Source organism: Anaerotignum sp., from assembly GCF_017483025.1.
Lineage (GTDB): Bacteria > Bacillota > Clostridia > Lachnospirales > Anaerotignaceae > Anaerotignum_A.
On the sequence record NZ_JAFUMA010000066.1, the window covers coordinates 28750 to 51418 of the forward strand.

The window sequence follows — 22669 nt, forward strand, 5'->3', positions numbered from 1 at the left end:
TCATTCCTCCTCTTCCATATCTTTATACAGGGCCGTCTGGGTATAGGCGGGGACTGTCACAACAGACTGTTGGCTGACGCTGATCTCGATGCCCCAGGGGGAGAGGTTGTCCACCACGCCGCCGGGGAAATGCAATGCAGAATCCAGCACAGCGGGGTCGCCCACGGCTTTTATTTCGAAGGGAGCCGCCACACGGACACCATTGACCATGACGATGGAGCCTGCGCAGGTGATGGCGCTTTTGCCCACCATGCGCTGCCCATTGATAGAAACGGCCTCCGCCCCTGCGCCGTTCAGTTCATTGACCACGGCAAGCAGGTCTTCCGCATGGACGAGATAGGCATTTCGGTCGCCGCCCAGGTTGGTGCTGCTGTCATTCATGGTGACGATAACGCCCTCTCCGCTGATGCTGGTCAGCCCTGCAAAAGCCCACAACTCTTCCATATCCGCGCCGCCATAGGTGCCCTCTTCATACTCCTTCAATGTTTTTTCCAGTTTCTCATTCTGCTTCTGCAGGGCGTCCCGTTCCTGCTGAGCCTGATTCAGGGCCAGAGTCACTTCGGAAAGTCGCTGATTGTCCGTAGAAAGACGCTGCTGCTTTACCGTATTATACTGCACGCCGATGATGACCCCCAGCAGGACGCAGGTGGCCGTCAGGGCGATGGAATACTGATGCTTTGTCATCTTTTCGCCTTCTTTACATTAAATATTGGAAAACCACGTTGGCCTTGGGGTCGTCCAATGCGCTCAGATCTAAAATGCCGCGGTCTTCCTTGGGGATGGTCTTCATGATCTCCGCCATATATTTGATCTTCATATCGCCGTTTTCCATATTGCCCAGGTGGATCTGCACCTGATTCACATAGGCATAGATATCCTCAGGGTTGGAAACATCGATCTCCACCACCAGATCCAGCACTTCATATTTTTCCATCATCTGGGAGATCTGGAGCACCACATTCAGGGCTTCGGAGTTGTCCACAGGGATGACCTCCCCTTCCGTGAAACTGCTGAACTGCAGTCCCTTTACCAGGGGCAAGGCTTCCTGATAGGCTTCCTGCACCTCCAGCACGCGGCCTTCCTCATCTATGTAAAGGTAGGAGCCCATATAGGGCACATACCCTCTTACCTTTCTTTCCTGCACAGAAATGACCATGGTATCAGGCAGCTTGGCGGAAAGCTTTGCGTCAGCGATATAGGGGCTTTCCTCCAGTATCTTTTCCGCCTTGCTCTTGCCGAAGAGGAAAAGATGATCCCCCGCAGAAAGACCGATCATTTCGCTCAGCTCCGATGTGGTAAAATGACTTGCCCCCTCCGCCTTGATCTCCTTCACGGAAAAAATGGGAGAAAACAAGAGGCACGCGATGACAACCACCAGCAGCACCCCGCCGATGACAAGCTTCTGATCAATGCCTTTCTTTTTTACAGGCGCTTTCTGGTAATATTCCAGTTCCTCCATCAGGTCGATGTCGATCATTTCCTGTTTCTTTTTCGTTTGTTTCTTCTTTTTCCCAAACATAGTTTTTCCTTTCCAGCTCGATGCTCTGTGTCAGCCTGATATCGCCGCCTAAAAAAGAAAAGGCATCCTCAAGCTTTTCATAGCCCCGCTCCACGTATGCCGAGCCATGGACACGGCTTTCCCCTTCCGCCGCCAGGGCCGCCACGATGAGGGCCGCGCCACAGCGCAGATCTTTAGCGAAGACCTCTGCCCCATGGAGCTTCTCCACGCCAAAAACCGAAGCATTTCGCCCAGAAACGCGGATATCCGCCCCCATGCGACAAAGTTCTTTTCCCCGAGAATAGCGGGCTTCGAACACTGTTTCACTAATCATACAATTTCCTTTTGCCAATGTCAATAAACTCATCATCAAAGGCTGCATATCCGTAGGAAAGGCAGGAAAAGGGCCTGTGACAATGGTGAAATCCGACAATAATCGCTTTGGCGGGCGCATCCATAGGATGTCACTGTCCTCCCAGAGAAAACGACAGCCCGTGTGACGCAGGGCTTCCAAGGTAGCCCCCATCTGTTCCCGCTCCAGCCCCTTCAAGAGCAGTTCTCCCCCCGTCATAGCGGCGGCGCAGAGGAAGGTGCCCCCCTCGATGCGGTCGGCAGGAATGGAATAATAGGCGCCGTGAAGCTTTTTCACCCCTTCCACCATGATGCTGCCCGTGCCTTCCCCGTAAATTTCTGCTCCGCAGGCCCGCAGGAAACGCACAAGCGCCACGATCTCCGGCTCCCTTGCCGCGTTGTAAATGACAGTGACGCCTTCCGCCTTTGCTGCCAGCAGCAGGATATTTTCTGTGGCACCCACGCTGGGGAAATCCAGATAGATATGATAGCCCAGAATATGGTCTGCTTTGCAATTCAGCACGCAGTCCTCCTCTTCGATTTTTATGCCCATTTTTTTGAAGGCGGAAAGATGCAGGTCAATGGGACGCTTGCCAATGGCACAGCCCCCAGGATAGGCCAGCTTTGCCCGTTTCTCCCGTCCCAGCAGCGCCCCCAGAAAAAGGATGGAGGAGCGCATCTTCCGCACGGTCTCGTTGCCAATTTCTGTCCCAGTCAGCCGGCGGCTGTCGATGGCGACGGTCCGTGTTTCTTCTGAAAGAGAAATCTTGCAGCCCAGTTCCCGCAGGATATCCAGAGTCTGCAGCACATCGCGGATGAGAGGGATATTTTCCAGCACCACCTCATCCTCTGCCAACAGGCACGCCGCCAGAATGGGTAGGGCTGCGTTCTTGCTGCCCCGCACGGCAAATTCGCCCTCTATCTTCCTCCCGCCCCGCACCAGAAATGTCCCCATGCTTTCCCCTCCAAAATTAAAATCTTACACTCATCTTATCAGGAGACAAATTCTTTTGTGTCTGTCTTTCTTATTTACAAAAAGGATAGATACAGGTATATTTTTATAAAGAAACTCTCATCAAAAGGAGGTTAAATTTGATATGGAATTAAAAAGAAATATTCTTGATATTAAAGGATTAAAGGTCGGCCAGGCGGAAAATGCAGAAGCGAAAACAGGCGTGACTGTTGTCCTGGCAGAAAACAGTGCAGTCTGCGGCGTGGATGTCCGCGGCGCTGCTCCCGGCACAAGAGAAACCGATTTGCTCGACCCTGTCAATGCCATGGAAAAGGTGCAGGCGGTCGTTCTTTCCGGCGGTTCTGCTTTTGGTCTGGAAGCTGCCAGCGGTGTGATGGACTGGCTGGAAGAAAAAGGCCTTGGCTTTGATGTTGGTGTGACGAAAGTGCCTATCGTCCCCTCCGCCGTTCTTTTCGACCTGGGCTATGGCGATGCCTTCACCCGCCCCGATAAGGCCATGGGAAGACAGGCATGCGAAAACGCCTCCGATTCCGTCCTGCTGGAAGGCAACCACGGCGCTGGCTGCGGCGCAACAGTCGGCAAATTGAGGGGGATGGATTTCTGCACCAACAGCGGCATCGGCAGCTGGTGCGAGGCAACGGAAAACGGAATCAAGGTGGCTGCTTTGATTGCAGTAAACGCTTTCGGCGACGTTTACGAGGATGGGAAAATCATCGCAGGCACCAAGGACGACGACAGCAACTTTATTTCCACAGAAGAAGGCGTCATCCAAATGGCCTCTTCCCTTTCCTTCAGCGGCAAAAATACAACCATTGGCATCATTGCTACAAACGTAAAGCTGACAAAGGCCCAGGCGAAAAAGGTGGCAGGTATGGCTCACGATGGTCTGGCAAGATGCATCCGCCCCATCCATACCACCATGGACGGCGATACCCTCTTCTGCCTTTCCACAGAGGAAATGGAACTTCCAACGGCCCCCGTAGATGTAGTCGGCATCCTTGCGGCAAAAGCGACAGAAATGGCAGTGCTGAGAGCTGTAAAGGCAGCAAACTAAGGCAAACGAAGAGCTGGCGAACCCCCCAAAACCCGAAAACCCTAATTCAGAAAAATTTATCAAGATATAGCTCTTTATAAATAACACTTATATTGCCACGTTAGAATTTTTATCCAAAAACAGGCAAAAAATGCAATTTTCTATTTTCCTAGGGAAATGATTATGATAAAATAAATCCAGCTAGAAACACGTAACCAACATTTTTATCAATAAAAACGGGAGGTACATATGAAACAGGACATGATTTTGATTCTGGATCTGGGCAGCGAAGAAAACCCTAAGATTGCCCGCGAGATTCGTGCACTGGGTGTTTACACAGAGATCCACCCCCACGATATTACTGCTGAAGAACTGGCAGCTCTGCCCGGCGTAAAAGGCATCATCTTGAACGGCGGCCCCAATCGCGTTGTGGATGGCGTTGAAATCGACGCAAGTGAAGCTGTTTACGGCGCAGGTTTCCCCATTCTGAAAGCAGACCACAAAGGCGGCAACGCTTTCCCCGCAGATGATGCAGAAAGAGAAGCTGTTCTGAAAAATTTCGTATTTGATACATGTAAAGCAGAAGCAAACTGGAACATGGAAAACTTCATCGCCGACCAGATCGAACTGATCAAGCGTCAGGTAGGCGACAAAAAAGTTCTGCTGGCTCTTTCCGGCGGCGTTGACTCCTCCGTTGTTGCAGCTCTGCTGATTCGTGCCATTGGCAAACAGCTGACATGCGTTCATGTAAACCACGGCCTGCTGCGCAAAGGCGAACCTGAACAGGTTGTAAAAGTATTCCGTGATGAAATGGATGCAAACCTGGTTTATGTTGATGCAGTTGATCGTTTCCTGGACAAACTGGCTGGCGTTGCTGACCCCGAACAGAAACGTAAGATCATCGGCGCTGAATTTATTCGTGTATTTGAAGAAGAAGCAAGAAAACTGGAAGGCATCGAATTCCTGGGTCAGGGTACAATTTACCCCGATATCATCGAATCCGGCACAAAGACAGTAAAGGTTATCAAATCTCACCACAACGTTGGCGGTCTGCCTGAAGACCTGAACTTCGCATTGGTAGAACCCCTGAAAATGCTGTTCAAAGACGAAGTTCGTGCATGTGGTAAAGCTCTGGGCCTGCCCGATTCCATGGTATATAGACAGCCCTTCCCCGGCCCCGGTCTGGGCGTGCGTTGTCTGGGTGCCATCACAAGAGACAGACTGGAAGCGGTTCGCGAATCCGACGCTATCCTGCGTGAAGAATTTGCGAAAAACGGTCTGGAAGGCAAGGTATGGCAGTACTTCACAGCTATCCCCGATCTGAAATCCGTTGGCGTGAAGGATAACAAACGTGCCGATGAATGGTGCGTCATCATCCGTGCCGTAAATACGATCGATGCTATGACAGCAACGGTAGAAAACGTTCCCTTTGAACTGCTGCAGCACATCACAGCTCGTATCACAAGCGAAGTGGCTGGCGTAAACCGCGTGCTGTTCGACCTGACTCCCAAGCCCACAGGTACAATTGAATGGGAATAATTTAAGACAACCAAAGGACGGCTTTGCCGTCCTTTTTCTTTTTTGTCACGAAAATCTCCATACTTATATAAAAAAGGCTCCCATTCGGGAGCCCTTTATATTTAAGAAAGGTAGGTAATTTCATTCAAATCTATGATTTTGGTGTTACTGATTGCCGTTCAGTGTTGCTGTTCTGTTCACAGAATCCCATGTGATATCTGTCACGCCCAGGGCTGTTGCCAGGTCTCTCATGGGCAGGAATGTTCTGCCGTCTGTGATTTCCACTGCGGAAGAAGCAGGGATAGCGGAACCGTTCACGTAGATCACCTTCTGGCCCAGTGTCATTGTGATGATTCTCTGACCGTGCATGATCGTTACAGTTCTGCTAGGCTGATCCCACAGCACTGCATTGTTATCGATACCCAGGGCCTTCGCCACTGCTCTTACAGGTAGCATGGTGTAGCCGTCATTGTTGATGTATGCGGGCACATCCAGTTCAATGCGTGTATCGCCGGAAAGGATGTAGCTTTCGCCTACAGGAACCACTACTTTTGTTGTAAAGCCTTCTGTATCTTTACCGGGTGTAATGATATTGATGAAGCCTTCTTTCGCAACCTCTTCGTAATCCGCTACATCGCCTACATAGTAGTCGCCGCTTTCCTTACCGCCAAACAGTACTGTATCCAGATAGCCTGTGCCGGAACCCATACCGCTGAATGTTGCCATATCGGAACCCTGTTCCATGGATGTTGTCAGCAGCAAATCATAGAAGCCGTTAGGAATATCTCTGGACAGGTACAGTTCCATATCAGAAATCGTTACCACTGCCGCTTCGTCCTCGGATGCTTCTTTTACCTGGAATGCCAGTGTACCATTATTTTTTGTTGTGGAATCGTTCAGTTTCATTTCAGATTCCTCATTTACTGCAAATGTTGCGTCCTTTTCGAACTGCATCACATCGCCTTTTTCAATATTCAGCGCGAATACAGCTTCTTTTTCTTCCCACAGGCCAGCTTCCGCTTCTGTTACTGTGATGGATGTGGGAACCTTTGTATAACGATAGTCGATTTTCAGGTCGTTCTGTTCTGCTTTTACTTCGTAGGGCTTCGCAAATTCCGCGATAGTCACTGTCTGTTCGTCCATATCATCGCCTGTCAATGTCAGGTCAACTTCACCTTCAAAAGTGGGGTCAGCCACCAGAGCCAGTGTGAATGTCAGCTTCGCGGGGTCGTTCTGGTCGCTTACGTCATCGAAAGTTCTTCTCTTGAATTCAAATTCCAGATAATCGCCGTCCTGATATGCTTTCAGGAATTTTGCTTCCACATCATCAGCAGATGCTTCCTTGCCGCCAATGTACAGACCTTCTACTTCTGTTACTTCTACGCCGCTTACACCGCTTTCATTTGCTTCCGCAACATAAACGCCTTCGGGCAGTTTGAAGGAGAACGCTTTCTTCATGTTCCATGCGCCGGGGAAGGATTCTTCCACTGTTACTTCCAGAGACAGGTGGTCGGAATCATCTGTCAGGCCATAGTTGTCTACGCCTGTGCCGCTGTAGATCAGGGGCAGGTCCTCATCCTCGTCTACGGACATTTCTACAAAATAATCTACTACTTCCATAACCTCTACAGATGTGGAATCGTAATTTTTCGCAGATACCTTGATGGAAGCAATGTCGCCTACCTTGGCTGTTGTAGCTTCGATTTCGATGCCCTTCAGTGTGATTTCTTCCATCTTTTCGTCTACAGTTACTGTCAGCTCGTTGTCGCCTTTTCTTTCGATGCTGTAGCCGGTGCCGCTCAGGTCATCAGCGCTGCCTGTGAATTCAAAGCCTTTGGACAGCTTCAGTGTCAGTTCGTTAGGCAGATAGCCTACCGCTGCTTCGATAGTCAGACCCTTAGAAGAAATTTCTGCAATTTCCTCTAAGGCTACTGTTTCCATCTTTTTGATGCTTGCCTTCAGGCCTTTGCTCATAACAGATACATATGTCAGGTCATCCACGCTTACCATTTCGGAATCCACGGAAACTGTAGCTGTTCTGCCCTCCGCAGTCTTATCCATAACGGAATACAGGTCGATCACAATGACGTCATCCTTTTCGAAGTTGCCGTTGAAGGTAAATGTCACTTCATCTTCCTCCACATCACTTTCATCCACGGAAACGGTCAGTCTCTCCTTCTTGCTTTCACCGCCGGAGATGACCCATGTATTGTCGTCATCCATAACGTGGATCAGGTCTGTCATATCCTGACCTTCCATAAATTTTGCATTATCCAGAGAGACGGTCATTTCCAGCTCCTCAGGCTGTACCCCCGTGCCTATGTGTTTATAGGTCGTCTCCTGCACCTTGATCTGCAGTTCAGGCATGCTGCCCAGAACCTCATTGATGATTTTGTTGTTGGCTTCGACAGCGGCTTTGGTTACCTCCATCGCGCCGATGATCTTTGCTGTTGCAGTAACGTTGTTCTTTGCGAATGCCGTCACGGGCATCGCGGAAACGGCCATTACCCCAGCCAGTACCAAAGAAAGTACTCTTTTCATGGTCATTCCTCCTTGTTTGTTCATCTCTTTTCTTCTTGTCGTTGCATCCAGCTGTTTGCAAGGCTATATTAACATCTACTTAATACTTTTAGCAATACTTTTTCATATTTTGTAATATTTTCGTAATTTTTTAGAAATAATTACGTAAATTTTACAGTTTCATAAGAATCTTGAAATAAAGGGAACAAAAGAGGAATTTTTCCGTAAAAGAGCATGAAAAAAGAGCCCTCATGGGCTCCTTTCCAGTTCCGAAAGCTCCGATTCGTATGGCTCCGCCATACTCATCTCGTTGCTCCGCAACCTTTCCGCAAAATAAAAAACCGAGCATTCCTGCAAGCAGGCACTCGGTTTTTTATTTTTGCGCAGCTTCCTCCGCTTAATCGAAGAAGAAATTTCTCGTATAATAATCCGACGTCATCGCCAGCTGGGCATCAAATGCCTCATACCCCATCTCCTCCACCAGCGTGGGTTTTTCAGAGAAAAGGTTCGTTCCCAGACCCAATCTGTCGCCCTCGATGGTGCAGCCCATGGCCGCCAGGGTAGTCGGGAACATATCCGCTGCCACGAACTGTCGGTTCTTATTGTTTGCCGTATCGACGGCGCTGTTCATAAAGCAGTTATACACCGTTCTGGTGTAATCCTCCGGCACAGCTCTGGAAATATAGTTTTCATCCATAGTCACGTGGTCTCCGGCGATGATAACGGTGGTATTTTCATAGAAATCCTGCTGTTTCAGCCATTCGATGAAATCGTACACCTGCTTGCTGGAGCAGCTCATGACGTTTTCATACTGTTCGCCCCAAAGGCCCACGCATTTTTCGCAGACATAGCCATTGGGTCTGTGGGTATCCACCGTCAGCAGGGTAAAGGCGAAGGGTTCTTCCTGCGCCGCAATGCGAGGCAGTTCCTGCTTGGCAAAATCGAAGAGGTGGAAATCCTCCATCCCCCAGAAAACATAGTACCCCGGGGGCACAATGCCCACTTCTCTGGCATCGAAAATGTCCAGCACCTCATCCAATCCATGCTGGGTATAATAGGGGGCACGTCCACCAAAATTGGCGTCGGAGCCCACCATCAAAGCCTGATAATAGCCGTTTTCATCCAATATATCAGACAGAACCGTCGCCCCCGGCAGGAAGGAATCCTGTCCATATTCATTTCTATCCACACCAATAGGCACTTTCAAAGGGATACCAGAAGTTTGGGAAACCATGGCACCAATGGTCCAGCTGGCCCCTGTCATGTTGTAAAAGCCGCCAATACCATCGGTGTGGGAAAAGTTGATATTCTCCCCCTCCTCCGCCAGAGCCGTCAGCTCAGGGATGGGATTATGGTCCAAAGCACCGCCATTTTCCTGGGACATAAAGCTGTTTTCCATAGATTCCAGATAAATATAAATCAGGTTGCGCTTTTCTTCGGGGAAGGTGATATCAGCTTTGGCAGGATCGATATATTCATCCTGATAGATGGTGGACTGCTGGCTCACATAGCTGATATAGGCGGGCAGATCTACGGTCACTGCTGCATTTACCAGCAGACATACGCTCAAAACCACGGAAACAACCACGGAAGCCCTGTTAGAAAATGGATACAGTCCCCCTTTAATCTTTGCAAAGAGTTCCTCCAGAAAGCTGAAACGATTCCAGATCACCAGAACCGCCACCAGCAGGCACACCGCCGTGGGCAATGCCGCCGTTTTCATATAGTTGGCGATGACCTGGGGGTCTGTACCGCCCATCTCGGAAAAAAGCGTATAGAGAACAGAATCGAAGCCCGTATCCCCGAATTCGCGGATATACCATTTTGCCGAAAAGAAGCCCAGAAATCCCAGAAAAACAAGGATGGTGCAGAGGACGGCCGCCAGGATGCTCTTATGTATTTTTTTCTTGTTATTTTCTTCCATTGTTTGCTCCTTAAAAGCCTGTTACCGAGGCTCTCTTCCTTCCTCAAACACCCTGATCATTTCTCTCGTCAGGCTGATGCCATCATCATGGGCGGGCAGGTCATTTCTGGGGTAAAATTCTGCCATAGCCAGTTCGTCCTTGTCCAGAGTGATGGTATCGTCTCCGTCCACGTCGCAGTAATAGCCTAGCAGAAGACCGCCTGTCACGCCCCAGGGCTGGGTCTTATAATATCGGATATTTTTTACCTTCAGGCCCACTTCCTCCATGACCTCGCGGGCTACGGTCTCTTCCACTGTTTCGCCGATCTCCGTGAAGCCAGCGATCATGCCGTAGCGGGTGTAGTTTCGGTTGGCGTATTTGCTCAGGAGGAGTTTGTCCCCATTGGTCACCCCAACAATAACAGAAGGCGCGATCTTAGGGAAAATCATATTATTACATTCAGGGCAGCGCATCATGCGTTCTTTCGCATCGTGGTGGGTTTTGCTGCCGCAGCGTCCGCAAAAGCGATTGCTTCTGTACCAGTCAAAGAGATGCCACGCCGTCATGATGCCATAAGCAATATTTTTGGAAATGACCTGGCGCAGGGTCATGGTGCTTTCGTAGGCATAGGAAGGGTCAGCGGGCTCCCCTGCTTCCCCCCACCAGATGAAATAATTCACATCCTGCATGCGGAAGACATACTGGGTCTTGTTTTCATTCCAGCTTTCCCAGTTATTGACCGCCGCCCAGGCCAGAACTTCTTTGTAGGCAGGCAGGCGCAGCTCGTTCGCTTCGTTTCTATGGATGAGCGCCATATTTCCTTTGAAGCAGACCACGATATCCTCCTCAGAAGGGTATACGTTGCGGAATTCATTTTCCAGTCTGCCATATTCCAAATCCTGTAACATATCTTTACTACCTTTCTTACTTCTTTTCTTTTGTCCGCTGGATGGTGTAATCTTTGAATTTTTCCACCGCAGGGGGCAGATATCTATTCAGCACATAGGCCAGATAAACCATACGGCGGGAATAGGGCGTATCCAATTCCAGCTTCGTCACGTTGTAATTATCCAGCGTGGCGCCGTCCGTTACGATGGCAATGCCCTGATTTGCCGCCACCAGCCCTGCCATGGAATTGACGTCCTCAAACTGGCAGAGGATATTGGGCATGATCTGAGCCTTGGTGAACATATCATCGATGATACGGCGCATGCCGCTTTCCTTCGTATAGGAGATCAGGGGATAGGGGCAGATATCCTGAATGGTGACCTTTTTCTTATTTTCCAAGGGGTGCCCCTGGGGTACGATCACCACAAGGCTCTGCTCATAGACAGGAATAAATTCCACATCCGTCTCCTCCTCCACCTTGGAGCAGAAGATCAGGTCATATTTTTCCCGTTTCAGATTATAGAGCAATGTTTTCGTATTGCCCTCATAGCAGGAGAAGGAGATGTTTTTATTCTGGGGATCATCCAGAAAACCTGCGATCAGCCCGGGCACAAAATTGGTGCCGACGGAGGTCATATAAGCCAAGCCCACATGGCCGCCCCCTTCAGAAACGAGACGCTCGATCTGGTTTTTGCCCAGTTCCAGCTGGGTCAGGGCATTTTCCACGTAGAACATATAGATGCGGCCATATTTGGTCAGCACAACGTTTCTGCCCTGTTTTTCGAAGAGATTCGCCCCCAGTTCCTTTTCCATGGAAGAGATGGAATGGCTCAGGGTGGGCTGGGAAATATTCAGTTTTTCCGCCGCTTTGGTGTAATGCTCCAGTTCTGCCAGTGTTTTAAAATAATACAGCTGGTTCAAATTCATATTTGTCCCTCCTACTCCCGTGCAAAAGCGCACAAGAAAACAGCTTATCAGAAAACTGATGGCTGTCATTAAAATAATTGATACACTTGCTTCGAGTATAGCAAAACATATAGAAAAAATCTATGGTTCTTTTGACGAAAAAGACCCCAGTTTCTTGTTTCTTCTGCCAAAAGAAAGGCGGCCTGTTCAGCCGCCAAATCATTATTTCAGGAATCTTTCTATAAAATCATTTTCACTCAAAATAGGGATGCCCAGTTCCGCCGCCTTCTTATTCTTGCTGGATACAGAATGGATGTCGTTGTTGATGAGGAAATTGGTCTTCTTCGTCACACTTCCCGTCACCTTGCCGCCGCCCTTCTCGATGAGAGCCTGCAGTTCCTTTCGGTTGGCAAAATGCTCCAGGTCTCCTGTCACAACGAAGGTCAGCCCATTGAGCGGGCTTTCTTCCCCTTCTGCCGCCTGCTCTGGAAGAAGGATACTCAGGTATTGCAATGCATCTTCCAGTAATTTCAGATGCTCTTCTTCCTTAAAATATGCACAAATGCTGTGGGCAATGATGCCGCCGAAACCTTCCACCTGCACCAGTTCTTCCTCCGTAGCCTGCTTGATTTTCTCCAGGTCGAACTCAAAATTGGCACAAAGGAGCTTCGCGTTTCTCAGGCCCACATGGTTGATGCCCAAAGCGTAGATAAAATTGGGTAATTCCACATTTTTAGCCTTTTCGATGGATGCGATGAGGTTGTTGTAAGATTTTTCCCCGAAGCCATCCATCTGCGTGATTTCTTCCTTATGCTGCTCCAGTCGGAAAATATCGGGATAGTTTGCCACGAAGCCCTTTTCCAGGAATTTTTTCAGGGTTTCCTCAGAAAGCCCCTCCATATTCATGGCATCACGGGAAACAAAATGGCTCAATGCCTGTATCCGCTGGGCAGAACAGTTGGGATTGGTGCAGTAAAGGGCTTCGCCATCCCTCAATTTTCGCACCTCCGTTTCCCCGCCGCAAACGAAGCAGTTCTTGGGAATTTCCGCCGTGCTGACTTCCCCCGTCAGGTTTTCTGCGATCTGGGGAATGATCATGTTGGCTTTATAAACCTTGATTTTATCGCCGATAGACAGCTTCAGTTCCTTCAAAATGCTGACGTTATGGACGCTGGCGCGGCTCACGGTAGAGCCTTCCAGCTCCACAGGGTCGAAGATAGCCACGGGGTTCATCAGACCCGTTCTGGATGTGTTCCATTCGATTTCCCGCAAAGTCGTTTCCGCCATTTCGTCCGCCCATTTGAAAGCAATGGAATCCTTGGGGAATTTCGCCGTTCTGCCCAGGCTCTGGCTATAGCTGATGCTGTCGAATGTCAGCACCAGGCCATCGCTGGCAATGTCGTTTTCTTCTATCTTATTACGGAAGTTTTCCACTTCATTTGCTACTGTTTCTGCCGTCACCATGACATGTTCCACCACGTCAAAGCCCAGAGAAGCCAGCCAATCCATATTTACAGATTTGCTGTCGGAAATTTCTTCTCCTTCTGCGCTCACCAGAGTAAAGGCGATGAATTTCACATTTCGCTTGGCTGCAATTTCGCTGTTCAGCTGTCGCACCGTGCCACTGCAAAGGTTTCTGGGGTTTTTATATTGCTCGTCCTCCCCCAGTTCCTCATTGATGCGATAAAATGCGCTGTAGGGGATGACACCTTCGCCGCGAAGCACCAGTTCCCCCTTGAAAGGGATGGAAACAGGGAGGTTGCTGAACACCTTGGCATTGTGGGTAATATCCTCGCCAACCTCGCCGTTGCCGCGGGTAATAGCCTGTTCCAGTGTGCCGTTCTTATATTTCAGAACGATGGTCAGGCCATCCAGTTTCCAGCTCAAAATACCTTTTTTATCCGCCAAAAAGCTCGCCAGCTTCGCCGTTTCCTTCGTTTTGTCTAAGGAAAGGATGGGGCTTTCATGGCGCACCTTCGTCAGATTGCTCAGGACGGTGTAGCCCACCTTCTGGGTGGGGCTGTTGGCCAAAATCATGCCTGTTTTTTCTTCCAGAGCGACCAGTTCATCGTAGAGAGCGTCGTATTCCTGATTGGAAAGAATCTCCCTGTCCTCCTGATAATAGGCTTTCGCCGCTTCATTCAGTTTTTCAACTAAATCTTTCATTCTATTCATATCATTCACTCACTTTGATAAGTTTAGACAAACGTGCCATGAATTTCTTTGTTCCCTTGGCTCCGAAAGAGACCTCTACCTCGAAATCCGCGCCGCCGTTATTGATGGAGACTACAGTGCCGATGCCGTATTTGGGCGCGCGCACCTTATCGCCCACGCCGTAATTCAACTGGAAATCCTTGGGGGCTGGCATTTCCTTCTTTGCCCCCATGCCGAATTTTGCCGCAGGGGAAATGACGTTCTTTCTGCCCATGGTGATGGTCTTGTTCTGGGTCATGGCGTCATATTTCTTCGCCATTTCGGAAACCTGTCTGGTGGGCATATCCACCAAGTCGGCGGGGATTTCCTTCAGGAAACGGGAAGGAGGGTTATACTGGGTGATGCCGTGCTGCATGCGGCTTTTCGCATGGGTCAGGAAAAGCTCCTCCTTGGCGCGGGTAATGCCCACGTAACAAAGGCGGCGTTCCTCTTCAATTTCTTTTTCCCCGCCATACATCACTGCGCGGAAACCAGGGAACATGCCCTCTTCCATGCCGATGATGAAGACATAGGGGAATTCCAGCCCCTTGGCGCTGTGGAGCGTCATCAGAGCCACGGTTTCTTCTCCCTCCTCATAGCTGTCGATATCCGCTACCAGAGCAACTTCTTCCAAAAAACCCTCCAGATTGCCTTCGGGGTTAGCTTTGTCATATTCCGCCGCTTTATTCACGAATTCATCGATATTCTGGATGCGGTTCAGGGTTTCATCGGTGCCCTCTTCCATCAGAAGCTGTAAATAGCCTGTCCTCTTCACGATGGCATCGATGAGTTCCGCCACGTTCAGACCATCGGAATCCTCTCTCAGATGCTTAAATAACTCATAGAAATCCTTGAATTTTGCTACTCTTGTTTTCAAAGTCGTGATTTCATCCAGGCGGCTCAGCGCAGCATACAGAGGGATATTCTGTTCCTCCGCAAAAGCCGCCAGCTTATCCAGAGAGGTCTCGCCGATGCCTCTTTTGGGCACATTGATGATGCGGCGCAGAGCGATGGTATCCGCAGGGTTCGCCAGCACCTTCAGATAGGAAAGGATATCTCTGATTTCCTTTCTTTCGTAGAAACGCACGCCGCCGAAGAGGCGATAAGGGATACCCTTGCGCACCATCATATCTTCCACAGCGCGGCTCTGGGCATTGGTGCGGTAGAGGACAGCCATTTGATTTCTGGTCTTTCCCGCCTTTTCCAACTCCTGAATCTTTTCCGCCACAAAACGACATTCATCATATTCATTGTCCGCTTTATAGATATGCAGGATGGAGCCTGCGTCGTTTTCCGTCCAGAGGGTCTTGTCCTTTCTGGTCTGGTTATGATGAATCACAGCATTTGCCGCTTCCAGAATCTTTTTCGTGGACCGGTAATTCTGTTCCAGCTTGATGACTGTCGTTTCAGGGAAATCCTTTTCAAAATCCAGGATATTACGGATATTCGCCCCGCGCCAGCCATAGATGCTCTGGTCATCGTCGCCAACGACGCAGAGGTTTTTATATTTATTTGCCAGCATAGCAACCAATTCATACTGGCTTGTGTTGGTATCCTGATATTCGTCCACCATGATGTAACGGAATCTGTCCTGATATTTTTCCAGAACCTCAGGGAACTGACGGAACAGCAGGACAGTTTTATAAATCAGATCATCGAAGTCCAATGCGTTGTTTTCCTTCAGCATCTTCTGATAGGTTTCATAGACCTTCGCCACTTTCACTGCCTTCAGGTCGTTTTTATCCACAGATTTTGCGTAGTCCTCCCAGCTGGTCATTTCCTCCTTCAGATGGCTGATGATAGCCATGGCCCCCTTCACAGAAAAGCTCTTATCGGTGGTGCTCATGTTCAGGCGCTTGAAGGCCTCACGCATGATTTTTTCCTGGTCGTCGCTGTCGTAGATGGAAAACTGATTTTCATAGTCCAGATGGTGAATTTCTCTGCGCAAAATACGCACGCAGGTGGAGTGGAAGGTGCTGATCCACATATCCCTTGCGCCGTCCCCCACCAGCTTTTCCACACGTTCTCGCATTTCTCTGGCCGCCTTGTTGGTAAAGGTGATGGCAAGGATGTTCCAGGGCTTCACCCCCGTTTCCAGAAGATGGGCGATGCGCACCGTCAGGGCCCCCGTCTTACCGCTGCCCGCCCCCGCCAGGATGAGCACAGGGCCTTCCGTCTGCAAAACGGCTTTTTTCTGCATATCGTTGAGTTGTTCAAATCCAATCATGGTTTTTACTCCTGTTCTTCACTTTATAGCCTAAGAAGGGCTGATTCGGTGTTCACCAAACCAGCCCTTATAATCTCTTCCAAAATCTGTCAAAAAGATTATTCCTGTTCTTCTTTTTCTCTCTTCGCTTTCACACGGTCGATCGCCAGCTTGTAGCCATCTGTGCCATAATGCAGGCAACGGTTGACACGGCTGATGGTCGCTGTGGAAGCCCCTGTTTTTTCCGCGATCTCCACGTATGTTCTCTTTGCATCCAACATAGCCGCCACTTCCATTCTCTGGGCAATAGCCTGGATCTCGTTCACGGTGCAAAGGTCTTCAAAGAGCTGATAGCACTCGTCAATGGTCTCCATGCAGAGGATGCTCTCAAACAATTTATCGGTCAATTCAGTTTTGATCTTTTTATTCATATTGGGAACGCCACCTTCTCCTTAAAAATTCTCATTAAATATTAACATACTAAAGTGTTAAAGTAAAGGATTTTTCATGGTATTTTCACGTTCTTTTCTGTAAACAATCCGTGTTTATCTTTTGTGCTTCAGGGCCCCAAGGAATTTCGCGGGGTCATTGTTGAAAATCAATTCTTCAGGAAAATCCACCTCCGCCAAAAGGCTTTCCGCATAGGAAAAATCGCCGATGCCCGTATAAAAATGGGCGTCACTGCCCAGCACCACAGACTGTCCCGCTTCTGCACTCATCAAAAGCAATTCTTTGATATTTTCCCTGCTGCCATCCCGAAAGCCGCCGGGGATCAGGGAGGCGTTGTTGATCTCCAAAATCGTACCCGTTTCCTTCGCCTGACGGAAGACCTCCTTATAATCCACATCATAGCGGGGGTCGCCAGGGTGCCCGATGATATCCACAAAAGGATTTTCCATCACCTTCAGGAAGGCGCGGGTATTTTCCGCCCTTGTGCCGGGCTTGATGCAGGGCATGTGCAGGCTGGCGATAGCGATATCCAGACGGGCCAGGATAGCTTCGTCCATATCGATCTTCCCATCAAAATCCAGGATATTCAGTTCAATGCCCCTTAACAGGCGCACGCCGTGAAGCTCCTTCGGCAATACGTGCAGATTGGCAAAATAGGCATGGCAGGTCGTATCCTTCATGGCGGGGGCATGGTCGGTCAAAGCCAACAGCTGGAGCCCCTTTTCTGCCGCCCATCTTAAGTTTTCATCCACCGTGCTATAAGCATGTCCGCTGGCAACAGAGTGGGTGTGGGTATCCATCAATCTTTTGATCATGATGTTTTCCTTTCTGATAGAAATGACGTCATTCACTAAATCTAAGTATATCATTGTTTACGCTGAAATACAAGCAGAAGGGTATGGGAAGCGGTCACGCTTTCGCTTTCTTTCCATAGTATAGGAAAGAACAAACAAACTTTTAAGGAGGCTGTCTTATGGGAGCTTTTGAATTTGAACACAAGCCCGACCTGAGCGCAAGAAACTGCTGTTTCTGCGGCAGCAGCAACGAAAACAACGAAGACAACAACGAGCGGGAGGAAACCTGCATCATCGCCCAGAAGATCTTCGATCAGTGCCGCATCCAGAAATGCCTGAACAGCGACATCCTGGGCCCTGCACGGGCTGCAAGGGGCAGCGGCAACAGCTGCAACGACATGCTCTGCGAAGGGGATATCATCATTCCCCCCTGCAATGCCGCCGATGTCACCATCCGCGATCTGGAGCTGAAGCGCATCGAAATTTTACGAAAAAAACCTAATCCTCTGCAGAGAGGCTGCTGGGATCTGGAGCTGAAATATGTCTTTGAATATACTCTGGAATTCCGCCGTGCCGATGGCTGTTTTATTGGAACCATTGATGCCACCAACACCTACCACCTGCGGGTGACCCTCTTCGGCTCCACGGAAGCCGATGTGACCACCGTGACAGACCAGTTTGAAAAAGGCACTTCCAGCGGCGGGCCCTTCGTCATTGCAGAAGGCAAGGCTGTTGCCCTGGCGGCAGACCTGCGCTTCCCTTCCTGCAATTCCTGCAGCCCTTGCAGCTGTGGCTGTGATTCCTGCAATTCTGTCAGAAATAATGGCGACGCTGCTTTGGGCGCGCCCATCGCTGTCAATGTGACCATCGGTCTGTTTACCATCGTGAAGCTCTTCCGCACAGTGAATATCGTGGTAAATTCTCTGGGCAGCTGCGTTCCCGAACGCTGCACCTCTTCCGCTACCAACTGTGACCCCTGCGCAGGCTTTGATGATATCCGCTTCCCCATGGATCTCTTCTCCCCCACAGCGGAACCTCGCTCCTGCTGCGGCTTTGGTCCCATTTTCGGTGACCCCGACTGTGATTGCAGAGAACGGGATAGAGATAGAGACAGAAACCGTGACAGAGACAGAGACCGCGATCGGGACAAAGATAACGACCGCTGCAATTGCAGATAAACCAACACAAACCAACCCAGACCAAATCGACATGTCATTTTCCCCGGCATTCTGCCGGGGTTTTCTTTATATAAAGAAAAGCGCCCGGTTGGGCGCATATTTTCTGTCGTCATTTCAGTTTTACGGCAAAACTTTCCGTCAGTTTATGATAACAGTCCTCACAAAGGTCAAAGCAATCCTGTCTGACGTCCTGTTCGGAAAAATACCCCCATGTTTTTTCTCCATGGAAATAATCGGCACTATCCAAGGGGATCTCCCTGCCGCAGCCGTTGCAAATAACTTTACACAGAACCTTTTCTTCCTGCATGGTTACGCTGTATTCTCTCATGTTTCTTCCCCCTTTTTCCTCTCTTCTTTACAGCCAGAATCATACCATCCTTTTGTCGAAAAAGCAAAGGGGAATCAATGGTTCTTCTGGAAACAGAAGAAACGGTTGTCTTCTGTTAGAGAAATGTGGTAATATCCTCTTAGAAAGACAGAGGTGTTTCAAATATGGAAAAAATGAAAACAGCCTTGTCTCAGTGTCGGGTCTGCCCCAGAAGCTGCGGCATCGACCGCACCGCAGGCAGGCTTGGGTGGTGCCGTGCCCCCTATCTGCCGAAGGTGGCTCTCGTCAGCCGCCACGACTGGGAAGAACCCCCTATCAGCGGCACAAAGGGCAGCGGAACGGTGTTTTTCAGTCATTGTAATCTGGGTTGTGTCTTCTGCCAGAATCACGATATCAGCCAGGAAGGCTTCGGGCAGGAAATTTCTGTGGAACGTCTGGCGGAAATCTTTCTGGAACAGCAGGCGCGGGGCTTCCATAATGTCAATCTGGTATCGGCAGCGCAGTTCATCCCCCAGGCAGCAAAGGCTTTAGAAATGGCAAAGGTAAACGGCCTTCATATTCCCGTGGTCTACAATTCCAACGGCTATGAATCTTTGGAAGGACTTCGCATGCTGGAGGGGCTGGTGGATGTCTATCTTCCCGATTTCAAATACTGGAATGATGATTTGGGCTTGGAATATTCCAAAGTCCCCCATTACAGAGAAACAGCTTCCCAAGCCATTTTAGAAATGCGCCGACAGACAAGGAAGGATGTTTTCGATTCCGAAGGTATCCTGCAAAAGGGCATCATCCTCCGCCATCTGGTATTGCCCGGGCAATATAAAGACAGTTTCAAAGTGTTGGATTGGGTACGGGAAAACCTGGGGGAAAACGCTTATGTTTCTCTTATGAGCCAGTATACTCCCATGCACAAAGCAAAGGAAATAAAGACCCTTTCCCGCAGGCTGACCACCTTTGAATATGATAAAGTCGTAGACCATTTCTTCGAAATCGGTCTGAAAAACGGATTCATGCAGAAACGTTCCTCGGCAACCAGTGAATATACGCCTTCTTTTGATTTGACAGGCGTTTTGGATGCAGAGAGTTTTATAAAAAGAGAGGAGAATCAATCATGATTAAAAAAGAAAGAGTTGTTACTGTAGAAAGCCTGAGAGACGGCAAAGGCAGCGTAGAGATCCACCACATCCTGGAAGCAAATGAACTGATGGGCCACGGCACCATGTATGCCCGTGTCATCGTACACCCCCACAGCTCCATCGGCTGGCATCAGCATGTGGGCAACACAGAACCCTACTACATCCTGAAGGGCGTTGGCACATTCGTGGATAACGATGGCACAAAAACAGACGTATATCCCGGCGATGTTTGCACCATCGAAGTTGGCCAGTGGCACTCCATGGAAAACAACACTGATGAAGATATGGAAATGATCGCGATCATCATCAACGAGGAAGCAAAATAATTTACATAAGAAAAGCGGATACAAACGTATCCGCCTTTTTTATATCATTTTATAAATTCAATTTCTTCCGCAAACACAGTCAGATAGCCCAACTTGCCGCCCTGTTTCCACAGCAGGCCGTGGTATTCATTGCCGCCTTCCACAGGGTGCACTTCCTGATACAGCCATTCTGCCCCCAGCAGGAAACCCTCCTGTTCCAGAATCTGATAATTCTTGAAGATGACCTTTTTCACATCGGAGAAACAGGGATCCATCTTGAACGCCAGTGTTTTGTCGTTCTTTTCCATGGAGAGGATCTTGCTGTCGTGGAAGGAAAATTCCTTCTGAATTTCCTCGCCAACGGCATCCTTTACGGAAGGGCAATATTCTTCATAATACTGCTTCAGCACAGCGTCCATTTCCTTTTTATTGCCTTCGCACCATGCTTTCAGCTGCTGGCGTACTTCCTTCGTCGCGATATCCAGTGCCAGCACACGCATATCCGCCACTTCCGCCTTGATTTCGATGGGCAGGCTTTCTTCCATACGCTTTACCGTATCCTCATGCAGCTGCATGAACCATACCTCCGCTGCCACCTTATCAAAGGCTTCGCCTTTTGCTTCCGCTGCTTCCTTCTGCAGCTTTACAAAGGCACGGCGGCGGCGTGTATACAGGTCTTTATAATAATCTTCGGAAAATTCCTCCGCATTTTTGGAAACCTGCATATTCAAATGCCAGCTGGAATTCTGGCATGTATCATACCATTCTTTTGTAAAATACTTCATTTCAATATTTCCCCCTTTTTCTTCATCGTATATCATACCACCCCCGTCAGAGAAATGCCATTCACCATTCTTAACAAATTCCAAACAAAAAAGGCGACTTATTTAGCCGCCTTTCCCAATCTTTTTCCTTTTTTTACTGGTTTCCCAGTTCATACACACGAATGATGGAGCAGATCTCTTTCACCATCGCCATGGAAGAAAGCACCGTGATGGCATCCTGGAATCTCTTTTCCTCTACTTCATGAGTTACCACAACGATTTCCGCCGCATCACCGATCTTCGCCTTCTGCAACAGGATGGCAATGCTTACATTATTGCTGCCGAACACACTGGCCATAGATGCAAGCGTTCCAGCCCTGTCCTCCAGTTTCATGCGGATATAGTAGCTGCTTGTAGTATCGCCGATATCCTTGATGGGCGTATCCTTATAGCAGCTGCAGCCGATGCGCCCGTTGGCACCAAAGAGCATATTTCTGGCCACATCCATGATGTCACCCACAACGGCACTGCCGGTAGGCAGGGCGCCCGCACCTCGTCCATAGAACATAGCGTCATCCACAGCGTCCCCATGAACAAAGACCGCATTGAAGGCATCGTTTACCGTTGCCAGGGGATGATCTTCAGGGATCAGCGTAGGATGTACCTTCACTTCGATGCCGCCTTCTGTATTCTTTGCGATGCCCAGCAGCTTGATGGTGCAGCCCAGTTCCTTGGCATAGCGCATATCCTTTGCTGTGATCTTTGTGATACCTTCTGTGAAAACATCATCGAAGGTAACAGGTGTATGGAAGGCAATGGAAGCCATAATTGCAAGCTTTCTGCCTGCGTCATAGCCTTCGATATCTGCCGTAGGATCCGCCTCCGCATAGCCCAGATCTGTCGCCAGCTGCAGCGCTTCACCAAAATCCATGCCTTCTTCCTTCATTTTTGTCAGGATGAAGTTTGTGGTACCATTGATGATGCCCATGATCTCTGTGATATTGTTGCCCGCCAGGCACTGTTTCAGGGGGCGGATGATGGGGATACCGCCTGCAACGGCCGCTTCAAAGAGCAGGTCGCAATGATTCTGCCCCGCAACTTCCAGCAGCTCATGCCCATGCATCGCCATCAGGTCTTTATTGGCTGTCACCACATGCTTGCCCTTCTGCAATGCCTCCTTGATATATGTACGGGCAGGCTCAATGCCGCCCATCACTTCCACCACCATATCAATGCTGTCATCATTGATGATATCTGCCCACTGGTCTGTCAGTTTTTCCGCAGGCACCGCGTCGGCATATTTCGCCTTATTGCGCACCAGCACCTTCGCCACTTCCAGCCCAGCGCCGATCTTGAAAGGCATTTCTTCCTTCTGGTTTTCAATGATTTTATATACACCGCCGCCAACTGTGCCCATGCCCAGCAGGGCGATTTTTCTTACAATCTGATCCATGTTTTATCCTCCATATATCTGTTTTTTATTTCAATAAACACAAATGTCTTTCACAAGTGATATTAAGATTTTATCATGAAAATTTCACTTGTCAATAGTTTTTGTCTTTTTTCCAAAAACATTTTTCCGCGTCAGACAAACATTTTGCGTGCAAAGGAATAATCTGCTTTCTTTTTGCCATACTCTATGCAGAAATCCTCCTGCCTCATTCACTTGTATGGCAAGATTTCGTTATTTTTCCTAAAATCATTTGACGAAACCTGTCCTTTCC

General features: G+C 49.2%; 19 protein-coding genes. 5 read left to right on the forward strand and 14 right to left on the reverse strand.

The features are described 5' to 3' along the window. Genes IJ369_RS05615 through murA form a run of 3 tightly spaced genes read right to left on the reverse strand, consistent with a single transcriptional unit; the run spans position 1 to position 2804 of the window. Positions 1-684, reverse strand: a complete 684-nt coding sequence (locus IJ369_RS05615) for a DUF881 domain-containing protein (protein ID WP_290717047.1) — start codon at positions 682-684, stop codon at positions 1-3. A gap of 13 nt (positions 685-697) precedes the next feature. Continuing rightward, complete coding sequence (locus IJ369_RS05620) at positions 698-1477, reverse strand: cell division protein FtsQ/DivIB (protein ID WP_290717050.1); 780 nt, start codon at positions 1475-1477, stop codon at positions 698-700. Then, positions 1407-2804 carry a UDP-N-acetylglucosamine 1-carboxyvinyltransferase gene (gene murA, locus IJ369_RS05625; RefSeq protein WP_290717052.1) on the reverse strand — a complete coding sequence of 466 codons (1398 nt, stop codon included), beginning with the start codon at positions 2802-2804 and terminating at the stop codon, positions 1407-1409. Before murA ends, IJ369_RS05620 begins: the two co-directional genes overlap by 71 nt. Positions 2805-2946: 142 nt before the next feature. Here murA and IJ369_RS05630 point away from each other — a divergent pair, with 142 nt between their 5' ends. Beyond that, positions 2947-3876, forward strand: coding sequence for a P1 family peptidase (locus IJ369_RS05630; RefSeq protein ID WP_290717055.1), 930 nt, complete (start codon positions 2947-2949; stop codon positions 3874-3876). 228 nt (positions 3877-4104) lie between these two features. Continuing rightward, complete coding sequence (gene guaA, locus IJ369_RS05635) at positions 4105-5394, forward strand: glutamine-hydrolyzing GMP synthase (protein WP_290717058.1); 1290 nt, start codon at positions 4105-4107, stop codon at positions 5392-5394. 144 nt (positions 5395-5538) lie between these two features. Here the strand turns inward: guaA and IJ369_RS05640 are convergent, their stop codons facing one another. From IJ369_RS05640 to IJ369_RS05675, 8 genes are all read right to left on the reverse strand, one after another. After that, entirely contained in the window at positions 5539-7914 is a 2376-nt protein-coding gene (locus tag IJ369_RS05640) for a copper amine oxidase N-terminal domain-containing protein (protein WP_290717060.1), read from the reverse strand. Positions 7915-8290: 376 nt separating this feature from the next. Continuing rightward, positions 8291-9817, reverse strand: a complete 1527-nt coding sequence (locus IJ369_RS05645; protein WP_290717062.1) for an LTA synthase family protein — start codon at positions 9815-9817, stop codon at positions 8291-8293. A gap of 21 nt (positions 9818-9838) precedes the next feature. Further along, a complete protein-coding gene (gene nudC / locus IJ369_RS05650; RefSeq protein WP_290717065.1) occupies positions 9839-10705 on the reverse strand; it encodes an NAD(+) diphosphatase in 867 nt (288 codons plus the stop codon). Positions 10706-10721: 16 nt separating this feature from the next. Continuing rightward, positions 10722-11612: a LysR family transcriptional regulator gene (locus IJ369_RS05655; protein ID WP_290717068.1), complete on the reverse strand. Its 891-nt coding sequence runs from the start codon at positions 11610-11612 to the stop codon at positions 10722-10724. A gap of 201 nt (positions 11613-11813) precedes the next feature. Next, entirely contained in the window at positions 11814-13766 is a 1953-nt protein-coding gene (gene ligA / locus IJ369_RS05660) for an NAD-dependent DNA ligase LigA (RefSeq protein WP_290717071.1), read from the reverse strand. A gap of 1 nt (position 13767) precedes the next feature. Continuing rightward, complete coding sequence (gene pcrA, locus IJ369_RS05665) at positions 13768-16011, reverse strand: DNA helicase PcrA (RefSeq protein WP_290717074.1); 2244 nt, start codon at positions 16009-16011, stop codon at positions 13768-13770. A gap of 98 nt (positions 16012-16109) precedes the next feature. Then, positions 16110-16421 carry a YerC/YecD family TrpR-related protein gene (locus IJ369_RS05670; protein WP_290717076.1) on the reverse strand — a complete coding sequence of 104 codons (312 nt, stop codon included), beginning with the start codon at positions 16419-16421 and terminating at the stop codon, positions 16110-16112. 114 nt (positions 16422-16535) lie between these two features. Beyond that, the gene (locus tag IJ369_RS05675) at positions 16536-17255 is read right to left on the reverse strand and encodes a phosphatase (protein ID WP_330612942.1); all 720 of its coding nucleotides are present in this window, start codon (positions 17253-17255) and stop codon (positions 16536-16538) included. A gap of 158 nt (positions 17256-17413) precedes the next feature. On the opposite strand from IJ369_RS05675, the gene IJ369_RS05680 reads away from it, so the two are divergent. Then, the gene (locus IJ369_RS05680) at positions 17414-18412 is read left to right on the forward strand and encodes a hypothetical protein (RefSeq protein ID WP_290717080.1); all 999 of its coding nucleotides are present in this window, start codon (positions 17414-17416) and stop codon (positions 18410-18412) included. Between the two features lie 109 nt (positions 18413-18521). Here IJ369_RS05680 and IJ369_RS05685 read toward each other — a convergent pair whose 3' ends face one another. Then, positions 18522-18740, reverse strand: coding sequence for a hypothetical protein (locus IJ369_RS05685; RefSeq protein WP_290717083.1), 219 nt, complete (start codon positions 18738-18740; stop codon positions 18522-18524). A 164-nt stretch (positions 18741-18904) separates the two neighbouring features. Between IJ369_RS05685 and IJ369_RS05690 the strand changes: the two genes are divergently transcribed. Beyond that, positions 18905-19855, forward strand: coding sequence for a radical SAM protein (locus IJ369_RS05690; RefSeq protein ID WP_290717086.1), 951 nt, complete (start codon positions 18905-18907; stop codon positions 19853-19855). Further along, positions 19852-20202, forward strand: coding sequence for a cupin domain-containing protein (locus tag IJ369_RS05695; RefSeq protein WP_290717089.1), 351 nt, complete (start codon positions 19852-19854; stop codon positions 20200-20202). Before IJ369_RS05690 ends, IJ369_RS05695 begins: the two co-directional genes overlap by 4 nt. Before the next feature lie 44 nt (positions 20203-20246). Here IJ369_RS05695 and IJ369_RS05700 read toward each other — a convergent pair whose 3' ends face one another. Both IJ369_RS05700 and IJ369_RS05705 read right to left on the reverse strand, forming a co-directional pair. Continuing rightward, positions 20247-20966: a DUF4085 family protein gene (locus tag IJ369_RS05700; protein WP_290717091.1), complete on the reverse strand. Its 720-nt coding sequence runs from the start codon at positions 20964-20966 to the stop codon at positions 20247-20249. A 133-nt stretch (positions 20967-21099) separates the two neighbouring features. Further along, complete coding sequence (locus tag IJ369_RS05705; RefSeq protein WP_290717094.1) at positions 21100-22398, reverse strand: homoserine dehydrogenase; 1299 nt, start codon at positions 22396-22398, stop codon at positions 21100-21102. Positions 22399-22669 lie beyond the last annotated feature (271 nt).

Excerpts from the sequence above, each read along its gene's own strand:
- IJ369_RS05615 (WP_290717047.1), bottom strand. The coding sequence starts at position 684 with ATGACAAAGCATCAGTATTCCATCGCCCTGACGGCCACCTGCGTCCTG.
- IJ369_RS05620 (WP_290717050.1), bottom strand. The coding sequence starts at position 1,477 with ATGATCGACATCGACCTGATGGAGGAACTGGAATATTACCAGAAAGCG.
- murA (WP_290717052.1), bottom strand. The coding sequence starts at position 2,804 with ATGGGGACATTTCTGGTGCGGGGCGGGAGGAAGATAGAGGGCGAATTT.
- IJ369_RS05630 (WP_290717055.1), top strand. The coding sequence starts at position 2,947 with ATGGAATTAAAAAGAAATATTCTTGATATTAAAGGATTAAAGGTCGGC.
- guaA (WP_290717058.1), top strand. The coding sequence starts at position 4,105 with ATGAAACAGGACATGATTTTGATTCTGGATCTGGGCAGCGAAGAAAAC.
- IJ369_RS05640 (WP_290717060.1), bottom strand. The coding sequence starts at position 7,914 with ATGAAAAGAGTACTTTCTTTGGTACTGGCTGGGGTAATGGCCGTTTCC.
- IJ369_RS05645 (WP_290717062.1), bottom strand. The coding sequence starts at position 9,817 with ATGGAAGAAAATAACAAGAAAAAAATACATAAGAGCATCCTGGCGGCC.
- nudC (WP_290717065.1), bottom strand. The coding sequence starts at position 10,705 with ATGTTACAGGATTTGGAATATGGCAGACTGGAAAATGAATTCCGCAAC.
- IJ369_RS05655 (WP_290717068.1), bottom strand. The coding sequence starts at position 11,612 with ATGAATTTGAACCAGCTGTATTATTTTAAAACACTGGCAGAACTGGAG.
- ligA (WP_290717071.1), bottom strand. The coding sequence starts at position 13,766 with ATGAATAGAATGAAAGATTTAGTTGAAAAACTGAATGAAGCGGCGAAA.
- pcrA (WP_290717074.1), bottom strand. The coding sequence starts at position 16,011 with ATGATTGGATTTGAACAACTCAACGATATGCAGAAAAAAGCCGTTTTG.
- IJ369_RS05670 (WP_290717076.1), bottom strand. The coding sequence starts at position 16,421 with ATGAATAAAAAGATCAAAACTGAATTGACCGATAAATTGTTTGAGAGC.
- IJ369_RS05675 (WP_330612942.1), bottom strand. The coding sequence starts at position 17,255 with ATGATCAAAAGATTGATGGATACCCACACCCACTCTGTTGCCAGCGGA.
- IJ369_RS05680 (WP_290717080.1), top strand. The coding sequence starts at position 17,414 with ATGGGAGCTTTTGAATTTGAACACAAGCCCGACCTGAGCGCAAGAAAC.
- IJ369_RS05685 (WP_290717083.1), bottom strand. The coding sequence starts at position 18,740 with ATGAGAGAATACAGCGTAACCATGCAGGAAGAAAAGGTTCTGTGTAAA.
- IJ369_RS05690 (WP_290717086.1), top strand. The coding sequence starts at position 18,905 with ATGGAAAAAATGAAAACAGCCTTGTCTCAGTGTCGGGTCTGCCCCAGA.
- IJ369_RS05695 (WP_290717089.1), top strand. The coding sequence starts at position 19,852 with ATGATTAAAAAAGAAAGAGTTGTTACTGTAGAAAGCCTGAGAGACGGC.
- IJ369_RS05700 (WP_290717091.1), bottom strand. The coding sequence starts at position 20,966 with ATGAAGTATTTTACAAAAGAATGGTATGATACATGCCAGAATTCCAGC.
- IJ369_RS05705 (WP_290717094.1), bottom strand. The coding sequence starts at position 22,398 with ATGGATCAGATTGTAAGAAAAATCGCCCTGCTGGGCATGGGCACAGTT.